Here is a 16,303-nt window from a genome sequence, read left to right on the forward strand (position 1 = left end):
GGTTATCGGGCGTTTAGCTCAGCTGGTTCAGAGCATCTGCCTTACAAGCAGAGGGTCGGCGGTTCGAATCCGTCAACGCCCACTCCATCTTCACCTCTTGTTTTATAAAAAGCAACCTTCGGGCGTTTAGCTCAGCTGGTTCAGAGCATCTGCCTTACAAGCAGAGGGTCGGCGGTTCGAATCCGTCAACGCCCACCGAAGAAAGAAATTGAATATTGCACGAGAAAGCACTATCGGGCGTTTAGCTCAGCTGGTTCAGAGCATCTGCCTTACAAGCAGAGGGTCGGCGGTTCGAATCCGTCAACGCCCACCGAAGGAATGAAGCCTTGCACACAATGATGCAAGGCTTTTTTTGTTTTAGTAAGTTCCCCTAGTTAATATGTATGGGCATGAAAACATTGCTACTTGTCGATAATCAGGATATTACCCGTGAGGGTATGAAAACGGTGGCCGTCCGGATAGGAGGGTTTGCCGCAATAAAGGAAGCTGGCAGTCAGAGTGAGCTTACCAGACTTCTTGTCGATAATCCCAATGCTGTTGCAGTGCTGGACTATACATTATTTGATACTTCGGCTGAGTATTTGCTTATTTTGCAGGAACGGTTTAAAGAAGCACATTTTGTGCTGTTCAGCGATAATCTGAGTGAGGACTTCATCCGGCGTATGGTTTTTAGTGGAACTTCATTCAGCGTGGTGATGAAAGATGCACCGATGACAGAGATAGAGGAAGGGTTACGGAAGGCAAAACAGCATTTGCAATATATGTGTACACGTGTAGCTTGGCTGTTGCAGCATAAAGAAAACAAGAAAGACAGGTTGGTTTCACCGCTTACGGTTACGGAACGTGAAATTCTGAAACTGATGGCATTGGGCAAGACCACGAAAGAGATTGCGGCTGAGCGTTTCCTTAGTGTATATACGGTAATGACTCACCGCAAAAATATCTTTCGCAAGCTGGAAGTGAACAATGTGCACGAAGCGACAAAATATGCCCTTCGTGCAGGGATTGTGGATGCGGTGGAATATTATATTTAAGGTAAAGTGATTTCACCGCTTCCCACACAGATTTCTGCATTCTTGTCATATAGCACGCCGAACTGCCCGGGGGCTATTCCCTGTAAAGGGGCGTGGCTGTGGATTCGGAACAAATTATCCTTTCGTGCCAATGTCCCTTTCATGAAAGTGTCTGTATGCCGGATCTTGAAAGAAACATCTACGGAAGATGCTCCCTTCCACAAGTCCTCTGTGATGAAATGAAAATCACGTAGGGCAAAGTCGGTTCCGTATTGTTTGTCGGTGTCATAACCGCGTGAGACATAAATAATATTCTCGTTTATATCTTTGCGGATAACAAACCACGGTCCTCCACCCAGTCTCAGTCCTTTGCGCTGTCCGATGGTGTGAAACCAATATCCTTTGTGAGTGCCAATCCGTTTTCCTGTTTCCACTTCAATGATATCTCCTTCTTTCTCGCCTAGGAAACGGCGGAGGAACTCATTATAATTGATTTTACCCAGAAAGCAGATTCCCTGACTGTCCTTGCGTTGTGCGCTGGGCAGTTTGGCTATGCGGGCGATATCCCTGACCTCATTCTTCATCAGGCCTCCCAAAGGGAACATCAGTTTTGAAATTTGCAGATAATCTATTTGTGCCAGGAAATCTGTTTGGTCCTTGACGGGATCTTGCGCGGTTCCCAGCCATATTTTCTCGTCTTTTTCAAGGATACTGGCGTAGTGTCCGGTGGCTGTCTTGTCATATAAATGCCCGGCCTCCTGCTCAAAACATCCGAACTTGATGAGTTTGTTGCACATTACATCCGGGTTGGGGGTAAGGCCGCGTTTCACTTTATCAATGGCGTATGCCACCACATTGTCCCAGTACTGCCGGTGCAGGTCAATGATATGCAGGCTCAGGCCGTATTTGCGGGCGGTGGCGGTACATAGTTCGATATCCTCTTCTGCCGTGCAGGTGAGATCTTCGTCACCGTCCATTCCGATTTTAATATAGAAAAGATCCGGTTTGTATCCTTGTTCGCAAAGAAGGTGTACGGCAACCGCGCTGTCCACACCTCCTGAAATTAATGCAGCTATGTTCATCTTGTTTTATGATAACGGGTATTCCTCAAAAGCATAAAGTACGGTCGATAAGTATCGTTCTCCCGTATCAGGCAGGAGCACTACAATTTGTTTCCCTTCATTTTCGGGCAGTTGGGCCAGTTCCAATGCGGCGTAGGCGGCTGCTCCCGAAGATATCCCGACCAATAACCCTTCTGTCAGAGACAATTCGCGTCCCGTGCGGATGGCGTCATCGTCTTTCACCCGGATTATTTTATCTACTAACTTTTCATTGTAGGTCTGGGGGATAAATCCGGCTCCGATGCCTTGTATCTTGTGCAGCCCCGGATTTCCACCCGAAAGGACGGGGGAACTATCCGGCTCTACAGCTACAATCTGTATATGGGGATTCTGTTTTTTCAGTCCTTCCGCCACTCCGCTCAAGGTGCCTCCTGTGCCGACTCCGGCTACAAAGATATCTACCTTTCCATCCGTGTCGTTCCAGATTTCCTGTGCGGTGGTACGCACATGGGCGGCGGGATTCGCCGGGTTTTCGAATTGTCCCAGGATAACAGCTCCCGGAGTCTGGTCACGTAGCTCTTCCGCTTTCTTTATGGCTCCTTTCATGCCTTTTGCACCTTCGGTCAGCACTAATTGCGCTCCCATGGCTTTCAACAGGTTCTGGCGTTCCCGGCTCATGGTTTCGGGCATGGTCAGTATGGCTTTGTAGCCTTTCACGCTGGCAACCCATGCCAATCCTACGCCGGTGTTGCCGCTGGTTGGCTCAATGATAACTGCTCCGGGCTTCAGGATACCTTTGGCTTCCGCATCCTCTATCATTGCCAGGGCTATACGGTCTTTTACGCTTCCGCCGGGATTGAAGAATTCCAGTTTGGCGACAACTTGCGCTTTTGCATCGTGCTTTTTGCTGAGACGTGACAGTTCCAGCAGGGGAGTTCTTCCGATGAGCTCGGTCAGCTCTTTTTTTATTCTTGCCATAATCTTTTCATTTAGTGGGTTATAGTTTTATAATGCAAAGATAGGGGAAGATGTTCATGGCGGAAATACCCTGTTTATGGTATATTTTATAGTACCGGCTTTGGGATAATTCACTATCTTTGTACGGAGTCAATGAATCCGGTCTGTCATGAGTACATGAAATGTCCGGTGCCGGGATTTGATTTTCTTTATGTTCAGACTTAATCTAATGAAATAAATATCAATGAAAAAGACCTTTTTATTATCGTGTCTGATGCTGGCCGCAATGCCGGTTATGGCTGCTTACACAGGCCATGTATATGTAGATAAAAACAAGAACGGTGTGTTTGACCGAGGTGAAAAAACGCTGGCGGGCATCAAAGTATCCGATGGCTTGAATGTGGTTGAAACGGCTGCCGACGGTAGTTTTACTTTACCCGGTCATGAGCGTGAGCGTTTTATTTTTATCACGACTCCCTCGGGCTACAAAACCTTCAACCGTTATTATCATAAAATAGAAAAGAAACAGGCTGGTTATGATTTTGGTTTGATGCCTTATAGCGGACGGATTGGCAAAGACGGTTCTCATAAGTATATCCACATATCCGATACTGAAATATTCAACACAGAGAATCATGAAGATTGGGTGGGCAGTCTCCGTGGCTATGCAGCGAATGAACAAGCGGCTTTCATCATTCATACCGGAGATATCTGTTATGAAAAGGGCTTGAAAGCTCATATCAAACTGATGAATACCGAAAATATGGATTGTCCTGTCTTCTATTGCATTGGAAACCATGATTTGGTAAAAGGGAAATATGGCGAAGAGGTGTTTGAAAACAATTACGGTCCTGTATATTACTCCTTCGATGCGGGTAATGTGCACTATATTGTCACCCCGATGCCCGGTGGAGACCATGCTCCCGGCTATACTTCCGATGACGTCTGCCGCTGGCTGAAAAATGATCTGGCACATATCCGTCCCGGAACTCCGATTATGGTTTTCAATCATGATTTGCTGACATACGAAGATACTTTTATCTTTAAAAGCAAGAATGCCGGAAGCATTAACCTGAATGAATATAACCTGAAAGCATGGATATATGGGCACTGGCATATTAATTATATAAAGAAGCAGGGGGATGTTTACAGCATTTGTACCTCTTCCTTGGATAAAGGAGGCATAGACCATTCCACCAGTGCTTTCCGTGTGATGCACGTAGACCGTAAGGGAGATTTCACTTCCGAACTTCGTTATAGCTACCTGGACAAGAATATCTGTATCGCATCGCCTTCCGGAGTGATGGCTTCGGGTGTCCTTCCGGTGGCTGTCAATGTGTATTCTTCCGTATCACCGGTGAAAGAAGTGCTCTATACTTGTCTGGCCGATGGGAAACCTGTGATGAAGAACAAGAAACTGACCCAACATACGGATTGGTCATGGAACGGAGAGCTTCCTTTGCCGGATAAATACGTAGGTAAAGAACTTACTTTGCAGGTAAAAGCCCGTTTTAATAACGGAGAGACAGCCGAAGCAGAAAGTAACTTTATCTGCCGGACTGAAAAGGTAGTCCCTCTGTTCTCTGCTGATTGGGATAATCTGTTAGGCAATGCAAGGCATTCCGCTCCTGCTTCCGCTCCATTGAATCTGCCTTTACAGCTGGCATGGAGCAGCAATGTAGGAGCTAATCTTTATATGACTTCCCCGCTGATACACAAAGGAAAGATAATTGTAGCTTCTGTGGACGAGGACTTGAAAGGTGCGGGTCATGTATATGCTTTGGATGGAAAGGACGGTACACTCCTTTGGAGCTATCCTGTCCGTAATTCTATTAAAAATTCCATTGCGGTTGATAGTGATATCGTGTTTGCTCAGGATGCTCAAGGTTTTTTGTATGCCATTGATACCGAGACTGGCAAATTGCACTGGGAAAAGCAGTTGCCTGTAAATGGTTTGCCGGCCCTCATTGACGGATTGGTGGCCGCTGAAGGAGTGGTCTATGCGGGAACTGGAAAGGGACTTTGTGCTTTTGAAGCCCGGACAGGTAAACAGCTCTGGAAAAATGAGGGGTGGGGACAAGGAGAAGGAACCACGAGTACGCTGACTTTAGGTAACAACTTGTTGGTTGCCGGTTCACAATGGAATGCTCTTTATTGTAATGATGCCCGGACGGGTAAAAAACTTTGGGCGGCTAGTGACAACGGCTTGCGTAACCGGGGGGCGTCTCCAGCCATGCATGGTGCTTTGTTGTATCTAATTTCGGATAAATCCTTTTTTATATTGGAGGCGGCTACCGGAAAAGTGATTGTCCGTAAGCCTTTGCCTTATAATGTGGATGTTACTTCTACACCGTTACTCACCGACAAGGAGATTATTTTTGGTTCCGCACAGAAAGGGATGATCGCCTTGGATCGTGAAACGTTGGAAGAAAAATGGACGTGCCCTGTTGGCGATGCTTTGATCTATACCTGTCCCTATAGCCGTAAACCTTCCGCTACCATTGAAACCAGTGCGGTATGGGCGGGAGATACGGTTTATGTAGCTGCTTCGGACGGTACTGTGTACGGAATTGATAAAGAGAATGGGAAAGTAGTATGGAAATATGCTGTGGGAGCTCCTGTTTTCGGGTCGGTAGCCTTGTCGGGCAATGCGTTGGTCGTTACTGATTTCGGGGGAAATGTTTACTTGTTCTGTAAGTAGAGGTCAGCTGCTGGCTAGTTAAATAACCATAAAGTCTGCCCGGAAATGCTTCCGGGCAGAATCATTCCTGTACCTTTGCTCCCGATAAAATAGATTACAGGCCGTGAGGCCCAATTTAATAATTTCACATGACATTTAAAGAACTAGATCTTATAGAGCCTATTTTGAGGGCTTTACAACAAACCGGCTATACAACGCCGACCCCCATTCAGGAACAAGCAATTCCTGTATTATTAAAAGGTAAAGATTTGCTGGGATGCGCCCAGACAGGAACAGGAAAAACAGCAGCTTTTGCTATCCCCCTCATACAACGACTTTATCAATCAGACCATAAGAAAGGTATCAAGGCATTGATACTCACTCCGACACGGGAACTAGACATACAGATAGGCGAGAACTTTGATCAGTATGCTAAATATACCGGAGTGAAACATGCCGTTATTTTCGGCGGAGTGCCCCAAAAGGCACAAGTTGATGCGTTGAAACGAGGTATACAGGTATTGATCGCCACTCCCGGACGTTTGCTCGACTTGCAGGCACAAGGCTTCATTTCATTAAAGGGGCTGGACTACTTTGTGCTGGATGAGGCCGACCGTATGCTCGATATGGGCTTCATACATGATATCAGGAAAGTATTGAAACTGATACCCGCCCGGCGGCAGACTTTGTTTTTCTCGGCTACCATGCCTGCTGAAATAGAGAAGCTGGCAGATTCCATGCTGACCCATCCGGAAAAGGTGGAGGTGACTCCTGTCTCATCTACCGTTGATACCATTCAGCAAAGTGTTTATTTCGTGGAAAAGAAAGAGAAGAAAGATCTGCTGCTGCATTTGCTGAAGAATCCCGAGATAGAATCTGTGCTGATTTTCACCCGTACCAAGCATGGTGCGGATAAATTGGCGAAGATCTTGAATAAGAGTGAGATCGGGGCGGAGGCCATTCATGGAAACAAATCGCAGAACGCACGTCAAAGGGCGTTGACAAACTTTAAAGATCACACCACAAGAGTGCTGATTGCTACAGATATTGCAGCCCGGGGAATTGATGTGAACCAGCTCTCTCATGTTATCAACTATGAGTTGCCCAATATATCGGAAACTTATGTGCATCGCATCGGTCGTACCGGACGTGCCGGACACGACGGAGTGGCCATTTCATTTTGTGAGTCGGAAGAGTTGCCTTATTTAAAGGATATCCAGAAACTGATCGGATTACAGATTCCGGTTGTGAGAGACCATCCCTGGGTGACCGTAGAAGGGACGCAGGCGCATAAGGAGAAGACGGAAGAACTGAAAGAAAAAGCGAAAGCCAATAAGGTATACCGGGGCAGCAAAAGCAATGGTGATTATTGGCGCAGGAAGAAGCAGGCTCAAGGCAAGCAAGGACAGCGCAGACAGACTTCGGACAGACAGTCTTCCGGTAAACAAGGATAGGGAAGGTAGACAATAAAGCCCGGTTCATTTTGTGATAGATGAACCGGGCTTTATTGTCAATTTGTCATTCGTTTGTAGATGATCCGCTTTGTCGGAACTTTAGAATTGTGCGACTGGGCGTGTGGAATAGCTGCTGGCCTTGCTGTTGGCAACTATCGTACCGCTCACGAAATTCAGATACCAGGCCGACTCTATAGAGTGTTCAGAGGATGACCAATATCCGGCACGTGAGAAATCACTGAAACAATCTTGTTTGTCGTTGCAAATGATGCCTGTTTTGTGAAGTTCCCATAATAAAGTCAACTCACCAGCCGAGGGTAAATACCATTCACCGGCCGATTTACCGCTGGTACTGTATTGGTAGCAGTAGCCTCCTGCCGGATAGTTGGAAGCGTTTTTACCGAGCTGGGAGGTGTGGGCTTTCCCATGGAAGTCGCTGATGGCTCCTTCTGATACCCAGGTGGCAGGTTGTCCGGTTTCAACGTTGATGGTTGCCCCCTTGATGCGTTCCTCATTCTTATCGGAGAAGAAAGAATCGGCTGTTCCGTTATAATAAGGAAGAACACCGGTGGTTAATGTACCGTCGGCGGTGGTGTAGTTTTCAATACCTTCTAAATCTTCCGCTTTGCTGATCCATTTGGTTCTGGACTGGTTGTCGCTTAGCGCTACGATGCGTCCGAATGGAGAGGCGGTCAGTGCGGCTGAGAGATTGCCGTCCGCATCATCCAGGGCGTAAACAATACCGATACAAGTCTTGTTCTCATCTTTGTCGGTAGAATAGGTAGCGTCGCTATAGTAGTAGTCACCGACCTTGGCTGAAGGTAAGGGGGTGCAATCTAGTGCCGGAGCCTTGTACACTTTGCCTTTTTCCAATTGGATGGTTGTTGGTGTAGCTGTCTCGTACACATCACCGGTGGCGGTAACGAGGGTGAAATGCAGTTGCGCTTCGGAAGGGAAGAAGGAAATATAAGTGGTTCCGGAAAGGCCGGTTTTGTTTTTAATCGTGATATTTCCTGTTTGGGCGCTGCTGAGCTCTCCGTCTTTTAGTTTCACTATGGCGCTGGAGTAAAGGTTTCCGGTGGTGGCGGTTACGGTAATTCTTGTAATGTCGTTCAAAGGATTGCCGCCGTTGACGGTGAACTGGAATTTACCGATGGTGACCAGACTGGTCATTTCGCAGGCGGAAGAACCTGCTGTCTCGCTCATGCCGGCTTTACACAGTGCCCACGAGTAATCATAGTTCGTTACACCTGCCAGCGTTCCGTCCTGTCCGTTCAGGTTGAGAGTCTGGTTCAGGGTGTCGCTACTGGTGGCGGTGATAGCTGCTGCCGGATAAAATACGGCAATTTCATTATCATTCTTGACCAGTGCCGGAAGATTGCCCTTGAATGTGTCAGAAGAGTTGTCTTCTTTTGTGAGAATACTCTTGGGGACACCGCTGGAGCCGGTTTTCATTACGGCCAGCTGGCTGCCGGTGTTCCAGTTGCCTTGCAGGATGCCTGTATCCTCTGCATCGGAAGAACGGGGGGGCAGTGATGCCGTAAGAGAAAAAGGAACGGTAGAGATTGTCGTAACTTGATCGTCATCATCGCTACACCCCAACATGCATAGAGCGATGCCTAAACAGAGAATAGTTGTTGTCTTTTTCATCATCGTTTTTGTTTTGTTGTTTTATGATTAAAACTTTAATGGTTTTATTATTTTAATATTAGGTGACAAAGGTAAATGTTCTCGGTCGATTTTTCTAATCTATTCGGTGAAAGCTGTTTTTTTTTCGATAAATTAGGGGAATAAGAGGATCATTGGGCTGAAATACAAGAAAGAGAGTGAGAGTGCCCGGTCTCAGAGTGAAAGTCCTTTTCCTCTAAAACCGGGTTCTGACGCCCTCGTGATATCAGGCAGACGGTGGCTACTTCTTTTCACCGAAGTCGGCCTGCTGTTTTTCCACTTCCTTCAGCTTTTGTGCATTCCGTTCTTTCAGCAGACGTTCCTGCTCCAGTTCAGAAGCCGATTTGGCAGCTGATTGTCCGAACGGTGAGCCGCTGCTCATGGGGATCAGCGCAGCTTCGTTTTCGGCATAGATGAGAGGATGCGCCGCCGGCTTGCTTTCTAATTCTAGAACTGCGCTGGCGGGCATTTGCGAGCCTTCGAACAATACGCTGGCAGTGAGTTTGATTTTACCCGGTTTCAGGGTGGATTGTATCAGCACGGGGGCTGTTCCCCATTTTACCGGAGCCGGATTGGCCAGTATATCCGCTCCGCCCAGAATGCGTCCTTCTCCTTCTATATGGAATTTCACATAATAGTTGTTCAGGCGTTTGATATTCCCGTTTTTATCGGCTATGGCGGCTACCACGGTTACAAAGTCGGAACCGTCGGCTTTCAAGTCGGTATTTTCGTTGTCAATCCATAGCAATAGTTTTTCGGGGCGCCGGGCCGGTCGTACTTCGTGCGTGGCGACTACTTTTCCGTCTATGATGCCTTCGGCCAGCAGGAACACCTCGTCCTGTTTCTTTTCTCTCATAGACATGTTCTTGTCTATCATAAAGTCGTATGTATCTTTGAAGGTAATGACAGGCGAGGGCATTCCTTCTTTGGTTGCCGGTTTGGTGTAAGTCCATGTCTTTCCATCTTTATTATAGGTAAGCCGCACCTCGTCGCAATTGGAGTAAACAGTGATGGCTTTGGGCGAGAAGGGAGTCATTTCATGGGCGATGTACACCATCGGCCCTGTTTCGAAAAGGCGGTCTTGCTTTTCGGGCGAACGCTGGGCTTTGAACATGTAATAAGCATATTTGGGCTGACGGAATACATCCATCACACCACCATAGAAGGGGTCGGGATGATAGCCGCGCTGATGGTCGAACGAGTGCCACAGACAGCCACCGACGTGCTGGCGCGGGGCGCGGCAGAGTACATCATAACTGGTGAAAGGATAATGGGGTGCGGCATAGTGCTGTGCCTGGATGAGCATGGCCTGTTCGCCCCAGTTGCGTGCCACACGGCTGGGGGAGTTGTGCGAGTTCCAGTCGTCTACATTGTCTCCCCACTCACGGGTGAAATAGGTTATTTCAGGATCAAGGCTTTTGATGGCCTCGTCCTTTTCCGCATTGGCCGGATGAGTGAAGAGTACCGGATATACCTCATGTCCCCGCGCCCTGCTGTCGCAACCGGAGTAGCAATAGGGATAAGGATATTCTTGACTGACAATATCGAGGGTGTTCTTGGCGAAGTCCGCCGGATACCAGGTCTCATTCAGAATAGGTTCCCATAACCATACACAGGGGTGGTTGCGGTCACGCCTTACCAGGTTGCGGATATCGTTATAGACCCGTTGTGCAAATTCGGGAGCGTCATTCCAGAATTGCCATCCCGGCGTATTCACAATGACGAATAGGCCCAGTTCGTCACACGCATCCATAAAGGCGGGGTCTTGGGGGCAGTGGGCGTTGCGGATGATTTTCAGGCCCGCATCGCGCAGTTTCTTGGCATCGCGCCAATGGATGCTGTTGGCTACGGCATTGCCTACCACGGCGAAATCCTGATGGCGGTTGGCGCCGATCAGCGGAGCGGGATAGGGCTTGCCGTTCAGCCAGAATCCGTCCTTGCCTTTGAACTCTACGCTGCGGATGCCGATGCGGCGGCGGTAGCCGTCCACCACATTTCCCTCGTTGTTGCGGATGCGGACAATCAGGTTGTATAGGGTAGGCGTTTCGGGGCTCCAAAGCAGGGGGGACTTCAATGTAATTTTATCTTTGGAAGTGACCGCTTTGCCTGGGCGCACCTGAATGACATCGTTCAGAAATGCGGCTTGTGTGCCGTCGGGTTGCTGAAGTTCATATTCTACTACGCCTTTGAAATTCTTTTTGCTGTCGTTACGTATATGGGCTTTCAAGATGATTTCTGCGGAAGTGTCGGATACTTTGTCGTATGCCACAAAAAGCCCGCCGCCTGCTGTTTCGTTTTCGAAATTGGGGTCGGTGATGAAGACCGGGTTATGGGCTATCAGCCAACAGTCACGGTAGATGCCGCCGAAGTAAGTATAGTCCAGCACATCCTGTGCCTTGCCGGGAGGGTAGCTGGGGTCGTTGCTGTTGTCTGTCCATACGGCTATCACATTGTCCGTCCCCCAGTTCAGTGCATCGGTGACCTCAACGACTACAGGCAGATAGCCGCCAAAGTGTTCGGTCAATAAATTACCGTTTACGAAGATTTTACTTTTCCCCATGATGGCCTCGAAATGCAGGAAAAGCTTTTTGCCTTTCAGCGTGTCCGCCGGAGTGAAATGCTTGCGGTACCACGCCTCGCCTTGATAGTTGATACATCCGCTGGCCTCGGTCGGCACATATTCAATGCCGTCGGGCAGGGAGACCACTCTCCAGTCCCGGTCGTTAAAGTCTGGAGCTTCCGCACCGGTTGCGGCTCCTTTATGGAAACGCCATGCCGGATTCATGGAATATACTTCACGCCCGGAGTTTGCCAGTTCATAGAATCCGGCAGTGGAGAATTCGGGCTGGTGGGCTGCCTGTATCTCGTACAGAGGGAGGAATAGTAAAGCGATGAGATAAGAAAAGATGTTTTGTTTCATGGTCGTATGTGTCTTGAAAATTAAATAAAAATCAAAGATAAGAAATAAAAAGAATACTGGGAAATAAAAAAAGAGAAGCAATTCTGCTTCTCTTTGATGTTGCGGAGATCCGACTCGAACGAATGACCTTTGGGTTATGAGCCCAACGAGCTACCAACTGCTCCACTCCGCGATGTTGTGTTTTGATTACGGGTGCAAAGGTACGGCTTTTTTTCTAATCTCCAAATTATTCCTGCCCTTTTTTCTTGAATAAAATAAGTTTTTTATCTAACTCGCTGATATATAGGAAAAACACGATATGTTAATTAACGTTTCCTTTAAGATTATACTTTATTTGTTTGTGTGGTACAAAGAAAAAATGTAATTTTGCTCACATATATATGTAATGTGCAATTGAACTTATATGGCAGTATCAAAGACTAGGGCTAAATTAGTAGACGTCGCCCGTCAGCTTTTTGCGAAGAACGGGGTGGATGATACTACGATGAACGATATAGCGGTGGCCTCCAAGAAAGGAAGGCGCACGCTCTATACGTATTTCAAGAGCAAGGAAGACATCTACATGGCAGTGGTGGAGTCGGAACTGGAGATGTTGTCGGGTGCCATGGAGAAAGTGGCTGCTGAGGATCTTGCTCCTGATACGAAGATACTGCGGCTGATAGAAACACATCTGGACTCGATCAAGATGGTGGTGTTCAGGAACGGGACTTTGCGTGCCGGCTTTTTCCGTGATATATGGAGAGTGGAGGCGGTGCGGAAGAATTTTGACCGGACGGAAACCAAGTTGTTCCGGCAGGTGTTGACGGAAGGAAAGGAAAAGGGAATCTTTGATATAGACAATGTGAATATTGTGGCAGACATTGTGCACTATTGTGTGAAGGGCATCGAGGCGCCTTATATACGGGGCCAGATAGGTGAGGAGCTGGACGATGAGACAGGATGGGCATACGTGGCAAAAATCGTGTTTGGCGCATTGGGACGTAAGGAACAGAACAAGGAATAAAATTAACTTTATAATTATAAAATCAAAAATTATGGGATTATTAACAGGAAAGACCGCGATTGTGACAGGTGCCGCTCGTGGTATTGGTAAGGCGATTGCATTGAAGTTTGCTGCGGAAGGAGCAAATATCGCTTTTACAGACTTGGTAATTGATGAAAACGGCCAGAATACAGAAAAAGAAATCGCTGCATTGGGTGTAAAGGTGAAAGGTTACGCTTCTAACGCTGCGAATTTTGAGGATACGGAGAAAGTGGTCAATCAGATTAAGGATGATTTCGGCTCTATTGATATTCTGGTGAACAATGCCGGTATCACCAAAGATGGTTTGATGATGCGCATGAGCGAGGCGCAGTGGGATGCAGTAATCGCTGTGAACTTGAAGTCTGCCTTCAACTTTATCCACGCATGTACTCCGATCATGATGCGCCAGAAGGGTGGAAGCATTATCAATATGGCTTCTGTAGTAGGTGTTCACGGAAATGCCGGTCAGTGTAACTATTCTGCTTCAAAAGCCGGTATGATCGGTCTGGCTAAATCTATTGCTCAGGAACTGGGTTCCCGTGGTATCCGTGCCAACGCTATCGCTCCGGGATTCATTATTACGGATATGACAGCCAAATTGTCTGACGAAGTAAAGGCTGAGTGGGCCAAGAAGATTCCTTTGCGTCGTGGAGGTACTCCTGAAGATGTGGCGGATGTGGCTACTTTCCTGGCTTCTGATATGTCTTCGTATGTGTCAGGACAGGTGATTCAGGTTGACGGCGGCATGAACATGTAATATGACAGTCGTTTACGAGGATAATCATATTATTGTAGTCAATAAGACTTCTTCTGAAATCGTTCAGGGAGACAAGACCGGTGACACTCCTCTGTCGGAGATGGTGAAACAATACCTGAAAGAGAAATATCATAAGCCGGGTAACGTTTTCATTGGGGTGACCCACCGCTTGGATCGTCCTGTCAGCGGGCTGGTGGTATTTGCCAAAACGAGCAAGGCATTGCCCAGACTGAATGAGATGTTCCGTAACGGAGAGGTGAAAAAGACCTATTGGGCCATCGTGAAAGAGTGCCCCAAGGAAACGGAGGGGGAGCTGGTCCACTACCTGGTGCGTAACGAGAAACAGAACAAGTCTTATGCATACGATAAGGAAGTAAAGAATTCCAAGAAAGCTGTACTTCATTATAAGCTGATCGGCCATTCTCAGAATTACTATTTATTGGAGGTGGATCTGAAAACCGGAAGGCATCATCAGATCCGTTGCCAGCTGGCCAAGATGGGATGCCCCATTAAAGGCGATTTGAAATATGGCTCTCCGCGTTCCAATCCGGACGGCAGCATCTGTCTGCATGCCCGGACAGTGCAGTTCGTCCATCCTGTGTCGAAGGAGGAGATCCGGCTGACGGCACCGGTGCCCGAAGGTAACTTGTGGAACGGCTTTGAGATGGACTGAAGATAAAAAACAAAAAGGGAGTGCTTCACAGCATTCCCTTTTCTTACTTTCAGGCATCTTTCATTTACTTCAAAACTTCTCCGCTTTCGCTGAAAAGTACAGTGCTTTCAGTTCCCTCTTTATCGGTTAAAACAACCTTGTAAGTTTTAGTTCCGTCCTCTTTAGCTTCTACGGCAGCTTCTTTGATAGTAGATTCTGCATAGTTTTTGGTGATAGCCTCCTGCACGGCGGCCGGAAGGTCTTTCACTTCAATAGGGGTGAAATCATTAGTCATAGTTACGGTCTCAGAGGCCACTACCATAAAGTTGTCGGCGAATGCTACGGATGTTCCTAATCCCATTACCAATGCTACTGCAACAAATAATTTTTTCATAATTGTAGGTTTTTACTGTTGATACTATGTTGTTTCGTTTTCTCTGGTAACAAAAGGACAATATCCGTGCCAGAAAGCTTGTTAATGATCTAATCTATTGGTAATTAATTGATTAATTGCTGCGTCGGATGGAAAGGATATGGGGATAAGTGTGGAAAGTGGGGAATGTCTTGTGGAATAATTCCACATAGCCGGCAGGATAAAACGAGTTTGCAGACTGTGGGGCTGTGTCCGTACCGGAAGGGTAGGGGCACAGTCTGATGATGCCGTGGCTTGGGGTTGGAAAAATTATTGGATATCGTACAGTTTCAACTTATTATATAAGGTCTTCCGGTCTATGCCTAATAAGACAGCGGCCTTACTTTTATTGTTTCCTGTCTGTTTCAAAGCTTCAAGGATGCGTTTCTTTTCCGCCGCTTCATCATGCAGGCTGAACGTCTGCGTGCCGGCGGACCTGACAGGTTCCTGTAATTCATAGCCTAATTCGGCAAGGGTGATGAAGTTGCTTTGCGCCAGCAGGGTGGCACGTTTTACGATATTTTTTAATTGCCGGAGGTTTCCGGGCCATGAATATGTTTGTAAAGCTTGGCTGGCAGCAGCGTCAAACCCTGTCAGCCGGCGGTCCAGTTCCCTGTTCGCCTGGTCCAGGAAGAAATTGGCGAATAGCAGAATGTCCTCCTGCCGTTCTTTCAATGCCGGCATACGAAGGGTGAATTCATTGATGCGGTGGTAAAGATCTTCGCGGAAGTTTCCTTTTTCAATGGCCTGTTGCAGGTTTTCGTTGGTAGCGCTGATCAGTCGCACGTCCACTTCTATCTCTTTGCTGGAGCCGACCGGACGGATGCGTCTTTCCTGCAATGCACGGAGCAACTGTATCTGTACCTCATAGCTCAAGTTGCCTATTTCATCCAGAAACAAAGTACCTCCGTTTGCTTCCACGAACGCTCCTGTTTTGTCGTTTAACGCTCCGGTGAAGGAGCCTTTTACATGACCGAAGAATTCGGAAGCCGCCAGTTCTTTGGGAATGGAGCCGCAGTCTATGGCGATAAACGGTTTGTCGGCCCGTTTGCTTAGCTGATGGATACGGTGCGCCACATACTCCTTGCCTGTTCCGCTGGCACCGTTTATCAGCACGGACATGGGGGTGGGGGCTACCAGGCCTACATAATTGTAAAGCTGGCGTGCCGCCTCGCTTTCCCCCTCCAGAAAATTAGAGGGGAGAACGGTTGTGCTGTGGGGGACGATTTTGCGTCCGGATGCTTTGGGAGCGGATGGTGTTTTTCCTGTTCCCGCTTGAGGTGCCGTGGGTAACGCTTTGCCTTGCAATGCCTCGTCAATCTTTTTTAGCAACTCATCCGGTTGTACCGGTTTCGAGATGTAATCGCTGGCTCCATGTTTTATGGCTTGTACGGCGCTTTGGATGTCGGCATAGCCTGTCATGATGATGAGCGGGATGTCGTATCCCTGTTCTTTCATCCATGAAAGCAAGAAGATACCATCCTGATCGGGCAGACGCAGGTCGGACAAGATCAGATCGTATGATTGTGCGTCCAGTTGTTTGCGTGCGCGTGCATTGCTGCTTGCTGTGTCAACTGAAAATCCCTTTTTACCCAGCCAGGTTTTCAACATGGTGGAAAAAGTCAGGTCGTCTTCTACTATCAGAATGGAATGTGACATCGTTATGTGTTTTTTTATTCGTACAAAAATAAGTTTTTTTCATGGT

Annotated in this window: 12 protein-coding genes and 4 tRNA genes; 9 read left to right on the forward strand and 7 right to left on the reverse strand. The window is 47.6% G+C overall.

Features of this window, described 5'->3' with window-relative positions; genetic code table 11:
• Window positions 1-7 precede the first annotated feature (7 nt).
• The 4 genes from ACYQ0C_RS02965 to ACYQ0C_RS02980 all read left to right on the forward strand — a co-directional run bounded on the left by ACYQ0C_RS02965 (window position 8) and on the right by ACYQ0C_RS02980 (window position 1,034).
• Window positions 8-82 (forward strand) — tRNA-Val (locus tag ACYQ0C_RS02965).
• Between the two features lie 38 nt (window positions 83-120).
• Window positions 121-195, forward strand: a tRNA-Val gene (locus tag ACYQ0C_RS02970).
• A gap of 40 nt (window positions 196-235) precedes the next feature.
• Window positions 236-310 (forward strand) — tRNA-Val (locus tag ACYQ0C_RS02975).
• 79 nt (window positions 311-389) lie between these two features.
• Window positions 390-1,034 (forward strand): response regulator transcription factor, encoded by a 645-nt coding sequence (locus ACYQ0C_RS02980; RefSeq protein ID WP_016278209.1) that lies wholly within the window; start codon window positions 390-392, stop codon window positions 1,032-1,034.
• Here ACYQ0C_RS02980 and mnmA read toward each other — a convergent pair.
• Both mnmA and cysK read right to left on the reverse strand, forming a co-directional pair.
• The gene (gene mnmA, locus ACYQ0C_RS02985; protein WP_016278208.1) at window positions 1,031-2,095 is read right to left on the reverse strand and encodes a tRNA 2-thiouridine(34) synthase MnmA; all 1,065 of its coding nucleotides are present in this window, start codon (window positions 2,093-2,095) and stop codon (window positions 1,031-1,033) included. The two genes, ACYQ0C_RS02980 and mnmA, sit on opposite strands and share 4 nt — an antisense overlap.
• Before the next feature lie 6 nt (window positions 2,096-2,101).
• Complete coding sequence (gene cysK, locus ACYQ0C_RS02990) at window positions 2,102-3,052, reverse strand: cysteine synthase A (protein WP_016278207.1); 951 nt, start codon at window positions 3,050-3,052, stop codon at window positions 2,102-2,104.
• Between the two features lie 223 nt (window positions 3,053-3,275).
• Between cysK and ACYQ0C_RS02995 the strand changes: the two genes are divergently transcribed.
• Complete coding sequence (locus ACYQ0C_RS02995; RefSeq protein WP_016278206.1) at window positions 3,276-5,732, forward strand: outer membrane protein assembly factor BamB family protein; 2,457 nt, start codon at window positions 3,276-3,278, stop codon at window positions 5,730-5,732.
• A 128-nt stretch (window positions 5,733-5,860) separates the two neighbouring features.
• On the forward strand, window positions 5,861-7,165 hold the full coding sequence (locus ACYQ0C_RS03000; protein ID WP_016278205.1) for a DEAD/DEAH box helicase: 1,305 nt from the start codon (window positions 5,861-5,863) through the stop codon (window positions 7,163-7,165).
• A gap of 99 nt (window positions 7,166-7,264) precedes the next feature.
• Here ACYQ0C_RS03000 and ACYQ0C_RS03005 read toward each other — a convergent pair whose 3' ends face one another.
• From ACYQ0C_RS03005 to ACYQ0C_RS03015, 3 genes are all read right to left on the reverse strand, one after another.
• On the reverse strand, window positions 7,265-8,815 hold the full coding sequence (locus ACYQ0C_RS03005; protein WP_016278204.1) for an Lcl domain-containing protein: 1,551 nt from the start codon (window positions 8,813-8,815) through the stop codon (window positions 7,265-7,267).
• 259 nt (window positions 8,816-9,074) lie between these two features.
• Entirely contained in the window at window positions 9,075-11,753 is a 2,679-nt protein-coding gene (locus ACYQ0C_RS03010; protein WP_016278203.1) for a glycoside hydrolase family 2 protein, read from the reverse strand.
• Between the two features lie 99 nt (window positions 11,754-11,852).
• A tRNA-Met gene (locus tag ACYQ0C_RS03015) sits at window positions 11,853-11,925 on the reverse strand.
• Between the two features lie 231 nt (window positions 11,926-12,156).
• Here ACYQ0C_RS03015 and ACYQ0C_RS03020 point away from each other — a divergent pair.
• From ACYQ0C_RS03020 to ACYQ0C_RS03030, 3 genes are read left to right on the forward strand one after another with little or no spacing between them, the layout of a single operon-like run.
• Entirely contained in the window at window positions 12,157-12,756 is a 600-nt protein-coding gene (locus ACYQ0C_RS03020; RefSeq protein WP_016278202.1) for a TetR/AcrR family transcriptional regulator, read from the forward strand.
• A gap of 31 nt (window positions 12,757-12,787) precedes the next feature.
• Window positions 12,788-13,534: a 3-oxoacyl-[acyl-carrier-protein] reductase gene (fabG, locus tag ACYQ0C_RS03025; RefSeq protein WP_016278201.1), complete on the forward strand. Its 747-nt coding sequence runs from the start codon at window positions 12,788-12,790 to the stop codon at window positions 13,532-13,534.
• Between the two features lies 1 nt (window position 13,535).
• Window positions 13,536-14,207 (forward strand): RluA family pseudouridine synthase, encoded by a 672-nt coding sequence (locus ACYQ0C_RS03030; RefSeq protein ID WP_016278200.1) that lies wholly within the window; start codon window positions 13,536-13,538, stop codon window positions 14,205-14,207.
• A gap of 64 nt (window positions 14,208-14,271) precedes the next feature.
• Here ACYQ0C_RS03030 and ACYQ0C_RS03035 read toward each other — a convergent pair whose 3' ends face one another.
• Entirely contained in the window at window positions 14,272-14,580 is a 309-nt protein-coding gene (locus tag ACYQ0C_RS03035; protein WP_016278199.1) for a hypothetical protein, read from the reverse strand.
• A 288-nt stretch (window positions 14,581-14,868) separates the two neighbouring features.
• The gene (locus ACYQ0C_RS03040) at window positions 14,869-16,257 is read right to left on the reverse strand and encodes a sigma-54-dependent transcriptional regulator (RefSeq protein WP_016278198.1); all 1,389 of its coding nucleotides are present in this window, start codon (window positions 16,255-16,257) and stop codon (window positions 14,869-14,871) included.
• Window positions 16,258-16,303: the final 46 nt, after the last annotated feature.

The organism is Phocaeicola sartorii JCM 17136 = DSM 21941, from assembly GCF_054653615.1.

Excerpts from the sequence above, each read along its gene's own strand:
- ACYQ0C_RS02980 (WP_016278209.1), top strand. The coding sequence starts at position 390 with ATGAAAACATTGCTACTTGTCGATAATCAGGATATTACCCGTGAGGGT.
- mnmA (WP_016278208.1), bottom strand. The coding sequence starts at position 2,095 with ATGAACATAGCTGCATTAATTTCAGGAGGTGTGGACAGCGCGGTTGCC.
- ACYQ0C_RS03040 (WP_016278198.1), bottom strand. The coding sequence starts at position 16,257 with ATGTCACATTCCATTCTGATAGTAGAAGACGACCTGACTTTTTCCACC.
- ACYQ0C_RS02995 (WP_016278206.1), top strand. The coding sequence starts at position 3,276 with ATGAAAAAGACCTTTTTATTATCGTGTCTGATGCTGGCCGCAATGCCG.
- ACYQ0C_RS03000 (WP_016278205.1), top strand. The coding sequence starts at position 5,861 with ATGACATTTAAAGAACTAGATCTTATAGAGCCTATTTTGAGGGCTTTA.
- ACYQ0C_RS03030 (WP_016278200.1), top strand. The coding sequence starts at position 13,536 with ATGACAGTCGTTTACGAGGATAATCATATTATTGTAGTCAATAAGACT.
- ACYQ0C_RS03020 (WP_016278202.1), top strand. The coding sequence starts at position 12,157 with ATGGCAGTATCAAAGACTAGGGCTAAATTAGTAGACGTCGCCCGTCAG.
- cysK (WP_016278207.1), bottom strand. The coding sequence starts at position 3,052 with ATGGCAAGAATAAAAAAAGAGCTGACCGAGCTCATCGGAAGAACTCCC.
- ACYQ0C_RS03010 (WP_016278203.1), bottom strand. The coding sequence starts at position 11,753 with ATGAAACAAAACATCTTTTCTTATCTCATCGCTTTACTATTCCTCCCT.
- ACYQ0C_RS03005 (WP_016278204.1), bottom strand. The coding sequence starts at position 8,815 with ATGAAAAAGACAACAACTATTCTCTGTTTAGGCATCGCTCTATGCATG.
- fabG (WP_016278201.1), top strand. The coding sequence starts at position 12,788 with ATGGGATTATTAACAGGAAAGACCGCGATTGTGACAGGTGCCGCTCGT.
- ACYQ0C_RS03035 (WP_016278199.1), bottom strand. The coding sequence starts at position 14,580 with ATGAAAAAATTATTTGTTGCAGTAGCATTGGTAATGGGATTAGGAACA.